3 protein-coding genes and 1 pseudogene are annotated in these 4962 nt (G+C 69.1%); all 4 read left to right on the top strand.

What is annotated here, in order from left to right:
• The first annotated feature begins 208 nt into the window (after positions 1–208).
• The 4 genes and pseudogenes from FM076_RS34840 (at position 209) to FM076_RS32865 (ending at position 4450) form a co-directional block, all read left to right on the top strand.
• On the top strand, positions 209–1471 hold the full coding sequence (locus tag FM076_RS34840) for an ATP-binding protein (RefSeq protein WP_173875205.1): 1263 nt from the start codon (positions 209–211) through the stop codon (positions 1469–1471).
• A gap of 159 nt (positions 1472–1630) precedes the next feature.
• The gene (locus FM076_RS32875; protein WP_428815181.1) at positions 1631–3226 is read left to right on the top strand and encodes a transposase; all 1596 of its coding nucleotides are present in this window, start codon (positions 1631–1633) and stop codon (positions 3224–3226) included.
• The gene (locus FM076_RS32870) at positions 3223–3987 is read left to right on the top strand and encodes an ATP-binding protein (protein WP_173875203.1); all 765 of its coding nucleotides are present in this window, start codon (positions 3223–3225) and stop codon (positions 3985–3987) included. Before FM076_RS32875 ends, FM076_RS32870 begins: the two co-directional genes overlap by 4 nt.
• A gap of 198 nt (positions 3988–4185) precedes the next feature.
• Positions 4186–4450: pseudogene (locus tag FM076_RS32865) on the top strand (hypothetical protein).
• The last annotated feature ends 512 nt before the right edge of the window (positions 4451–4962 follow it).

The raw sequence follows: 4962 nt of genomic DNA, 5'->3' as shown, positions 1-4962 counted from the left end.
TGTGAGTTGGGGGTGTGGTGGCAGCGGGTTGGGTGTCAGCAGGGATGACGGGCCGTTGGCCTGGTGGGACGCCGTTTCTTCTCGCGCTAGTGGCTGTCACCAGGTGACCAAATGGCTGTCAGCAGCTGGCTAGCACGCTGGCGGGTGGCTGTCATGGGATTGCGCATTCCTGCGCACCCAGTCCCCGGGTGCGGGTGTGCTGGCCGGTATGAGCGAGGCAGAGTGGCTGTCACGGGGTGTGGTGGTCCGTCGGTTACTGGAAGTGGACCAGGGCCAGGAATCGGTTTCGGCGTTGCATGTGCGGGTGATGGCCGAGGCCGCGGGCGTGACACCGCGGACGGTGTGGCGGTGGTTGTCCGAGGCGCGGGCGGGCCGGCTGGATCCGGTGGCGCGGCCGGGCGGGTTCACGCTGAATGACCAGCAGTGGAACCGGCTGGCCCAGATGGGCGGGAACGTCGCAGCTCTGCACCGGCAGATGACAAAGGATGACTCGCTGGAGAATGTGCCATCGCTGGGCACGTTGCACCGCACGGTGAGGCGGGATCTGCGCGCGGGCCGCCCGCTTGAGTCGGCCGGGGCCTCGCGGGCCCGGGTGGAGCCCGAGCGGTATGACCGGGTCCTGGCCGAGCTGAAGCTGCAGCGTCCGGGAGAGGGTGTGCCGGTGGTCGACGCCGAACCAGCACAGCCTGCTGCGGCCGTCCCGGACGAGAACGGTAGCCAGCCCGCCACGCGAAGCGGGGTGCGGCTGTTCGTGCCCGGGGCGCGCGTGGTCTCGACCGGCCCTGTGGCCGCGGTGGTGGAGGTGGTCGGGCATACGGCGGCGGCGCGGGGGATCGGGTGTGTGTTCGGGGAGCCGGGGGTGGGCAAGACGGTGGCGGTCCAGCAAGCGCTGCATCTGCTGCCCTCACGGGCCCCGGTCTGGCGGCCGGTGGTCGGGGTGAAGCCTGGCCTGCCCCAGATGCGTGCCTCCCTGCTGGATGCGTGCGGGCTCCCAGCGGCTTCTCTGGCCCACCGCGCCCAAGCCGCCGACCGCGCCTTGACTGAGGCGTTGAGACAGCCAGGTGTGGTCTTCCTCGATGACGCGCAGCGGTTGTCTCCGCCGTTGCTGGACTATCTGCGGCTGCTGTGGGACGAGCCGGGAACGGCCGCGGCGCTGGTGCTGTGCGGGGCGGGCGCGGAGCGGGTGATCGCGCGGGCGCCGGCGCTGCGTTCCAGGGTGCTGACCTGGCACCAGGTCACTGGCGTGGAGCCGGACCGGCTCTCCGAGACGCTGGCCATGTTCCATGACGTATGGGAAGGCACCCAGCCGGCGGACGTGGAGTGGGCTGATGCCACGGTGGCGCGGGGCAATTTCCGTACCTGGGCGAAGATCACCTCTCACCTCTACGCCCTCACCAAACGCAGCCAGCACCCAGGAGCGGACCGTTCCTTGCTCGAGCAGGCCTGCGCACGACTGGGCCCCTATTTGTGACGGCCAGCGGCACGGAATGGGAGGGAGGAAGGCGATGAGCACAGGACAACAGGAGCCCGTCCCATGAGCAGCGCACCCCAAGTAAAAGCTCCCACGCCGCTGCATGTGCCCCCACCGGTGCTGGAGGGCCCCGGGCTGACCGTGCTGCGTGGCCCCGCTGTGCAGCAGCTGCTCCGGCTGCGGGGGCAGGGTCGGCTCTCGCGGGGGCATGTGCGGCTGGCGGGGGAGTGCCTGGGAGTCTCCGAGCGGACGGTATGGCGGTGGCTCGCACAAGCCGAAGCCAACCCCGGCACAGCGGCCCGGCCGGGCCGCAGAACGGGCGACCGGTTCGAGGTCACGCCCGAGGTTCGGGTGCTGCTGGCGTACTGGAAGGGGAACGCGTCCGCGGCCCACCGGCAACTGACAGCCCGCGCCCGGGCAGCAGCAGGAAAGCCAGCGCCCACTGTTCCGGGAGGGGCACCAGACCAGGCGGTACCCGTCCTGGATCCGGTGCCCTCGCTCTCGACGTTCCTCCGTGCGGTGCGCCGCGACCTGACCGCCGGTGAACGCGCCGGCCTGGCCCGCGGCCCGGAGGCAGCCCGCGCCCATGACGTCTTCGGCAAGCGGCCCCGGCTGTGGCGCAACCACACCTGGGAGGCCGACCACGTCCAGGCGCCGCTCCTGGTGGATGCCGGCGGGGAGCTTGTACGGCCGTGGGTGACGTGGTTCATCGATGTCGCGACCAAGACCATCACCGGTACCGCTGTCACACCCGGTCAGCCTTCCCGTGCCTCGATCCTGGCCGCGCTGCGCGCCGCGATCCTGCGCAGCGGCCCGTACGGCCCGGCGGGCGGCGTTCCCGAAGCGGTGCGTATCGACAGGGGCAAGGACTTCCTCTCCCGGACGGTCCTGGGCGTATTCGGCACCCTCGGCGCCAGAGTCGATGACCTGCCCGCCTACAGCCCGCACCTGAAAGGCACGGTGGAAAACCTCAACCGCTCGGCCGACCGCATGCTCTTCGCCGCCCTGCCCGGCCACACCACCATCCCTGCACCCCGGCACGGCAGGAAGAAGCCTGCCGACCCCGATGAGCCCCTTCCCCTGTCTTTCACCGAGCTCACCGCCGAGGTCCTGGCCTGGACGACGTGGTGGAACACCGAGCACCGGCCCGACGCCCTGGTCGGCCAGACCCCCATCGAAGCTTGGCAGAGCGATCCCACGCCCCTCTCCGATCTCCCCGAAGCCGCCCTGTGGGGGCTGATGCTGGAGGATGACGGTCGGACGCGGAAGCTGACCAGTCACGGGGTGCGCTGGAGGGGCCGTGACTACATCGGCGCGTGGATGGCCGGGCAGGCTGGACGCAGCGTCCGCATCCGCTACATGCCCCACCACGATCACGAGATCGAAATCTTCGACCCCGCCGGCAACCACCTCGGCTCCGCCCATCTCGCCGATGCCGCCACCCCCGAACAGCTCGACGCTCTGCGGCGCGCCCGCACAGCGCGGGCCCGACGCCTGCGCGAGGAGACCAAGAAGGCACAAGCCCTGCGCCGGCAGCGCTTCGCCCCCGCCACCACCCCCACACCACCGCAGCGCCTGGGCGCCGTGACTGCAGCTGAAGCCGACCAAGAACTCGAAACAGCAGCCCACGGTGACATGGCCGCTCTCGCCCTCCCCGACCTCATCCCGCCCGCACCACCACCCCAGGACTGGAACACCCCACCCAGCCTGCACCCCACACACAACGCCAAACTCAGCAGGGAAGAGGAGCGATGACCAGCCAGCTGCCCCCACGGGAGACCGACCACTACACACAGCTCCCCGACGCTGCGGTCGTGACCACCCGCGCCCTGCTGGCTGCCAGGGAGAACATCGCTGACACGATCGAGGCCAGGGCGATGATGTGCCTCCACGGTCCGGCCGGTGTCGGCAAGACCCTCGCTGCCAATGTCTGCCTGCGCGAACTCCAAGCCGCTCAGGGTGAGGAAGTCTGCAGGATCACCTTCCGCGCCCGCCCCACTGCCCGCGCGGTACGGCACGAACTCTTCGCCGCGCTCGGCCTGCCAGGAGACCCCCCGCGCCACCCGTCCGAATTCGACCGACTCCTGCTGGACTCTCTCGCTTCGCAGCCGCGCACACTCGTCGTCGACGAAGCGCAATGGCTCAATCAGGAAACCTTCGAGTACTTCCGGTTCGCCTGGGACAACCCCTATACGCAGATCGCGATCATTTTCGCCGGAGGCGAGGGCGCGCACAGCGTGCTGCGGAAAGAACCGATGCTCTCCTCCCGCATCTTCATCTGGCAGCACCTCAAAAAGCTCACAGTGGCGGAAGTCCAACAGGTCATCCCGCTGTACCACCCCGTCTGGAGCAAGACCGATCCCGAGGACATCGCCTACGCCGATCGCCACGCAACACACGGCAACTTCCGCAACTGGGCCCGACTCACAGCCCACACCCTCACAGCCATCCAACGAACTGGGCGGGACAGACCTGATCAGGAGGTACTTCGCTGGGCTTTCAGCAGACTCGGCTGAACCTGGTGATGGGCGTCGTTGTTCTGGCGTTGGATGCGTCATGAGGTGGCCTCGGACGTCGGGTGGTTGACCTGTGGTTTGTGTGTCCGGGCCTGTCGTTGGGAGTGGCAGGTGGTGTCGTTTGCCTGGTCGATGACGTGTCGTGCGTGTAGGCGGGGCCGACCACCGTGGTCGGTGCCGGGTGGGAGCCTGGCTGGCATGACTGAGCCGCGACGGCGGGTCTACGGCAGTGAGCACGATGACCCCCACCCCTACGCCCGCCCCGGCCACGACTACCGCGAGTTGGTGGGCCGGCCGTTGGACGGGCTACTCCTGGACGTGACCGGCTGGGACACGCAGGAACTGGCTGAGGGCGCGGCCCTCATCACCGAGATCGGCCGGTTCGGCCCTGGAGGCCGCGTGCTGTACGGGCCCCGCCCTGCCGATCCCCCGGTTGTGGGATTGGGAAGGCGACTCGCCCTGAATTCACCGCCCGCACTGGCGGGGTAAGTGCGGGGTGACCGTGGTAAGCGGGTGATTCCCGTCGCTTACCACGAGAAAACAGCAGCCTTTTTGACGGTCCAGCCGAGGTATTTTTCTGGGCGGGGTTTTTCTGCCCTGCGGGGTGGTGTAGCGTAGTCCCAATTTCGACTCCACTGTGCATACTTGATCCGGGGTCAGGGAATGCCTCTGGAGGGTGTGGGGGAGTGGTTGAGAATCCCAAAGTCGACCCTGGTATGCATACTGGGGAAGCCGGACGGGCAGCCCCACCCCCTTCCTGTAGCCAGCCAGTGCGTGGCCCCGGAGGGGACACGCACTCACGGGGGATGAGGAAGCCCGCAGACCGGTGACGAGTGAATGCCATTGGTCACAGGCCCGGTTGGTCCCGGCCGGAGGCCGGGACCCCGCCCCCGGAGGGGGCGGACTGGCCCCGGAGGAGGCCAGTGGTCCGCCGCGTAGCGGCGGCGCGTCGTGTCTGCGGAGCAGACCGCGCGC

It is taken from the genome of Streptomyces albus subsp. chlorinus, assembly GCF_013302895.1.
Classification (GTDB): Bacteria; Actinomycetota; Actinomycetes; order Streptomycetales; family Streptomycetaceae; genus Streptomyces; species Streptomyces chlorinus.
Note: the sequence above shows the minus strand (reverse complement) of the source record. Positions and strands in the feature narration are given on the sequence as shown.

What these genes read in the sequence shown, in the direction of transcription:
- FM076_RS34840 (WP_173875205.1), top strand. Translation starts at nt 209, where the DNA reads ATGAGCGAGGCAGAGTGGCTGTCACGGGGTGTGGTGGTCCGTCGGTTA.
- FM076_RS32870 (WP_173875203.1), top strand. Translation starts at nt 3,223, where the DNA reads ATGACCAGCCAGCTGCCCCCACGGGAGACCGACCACTACACACAGCTC.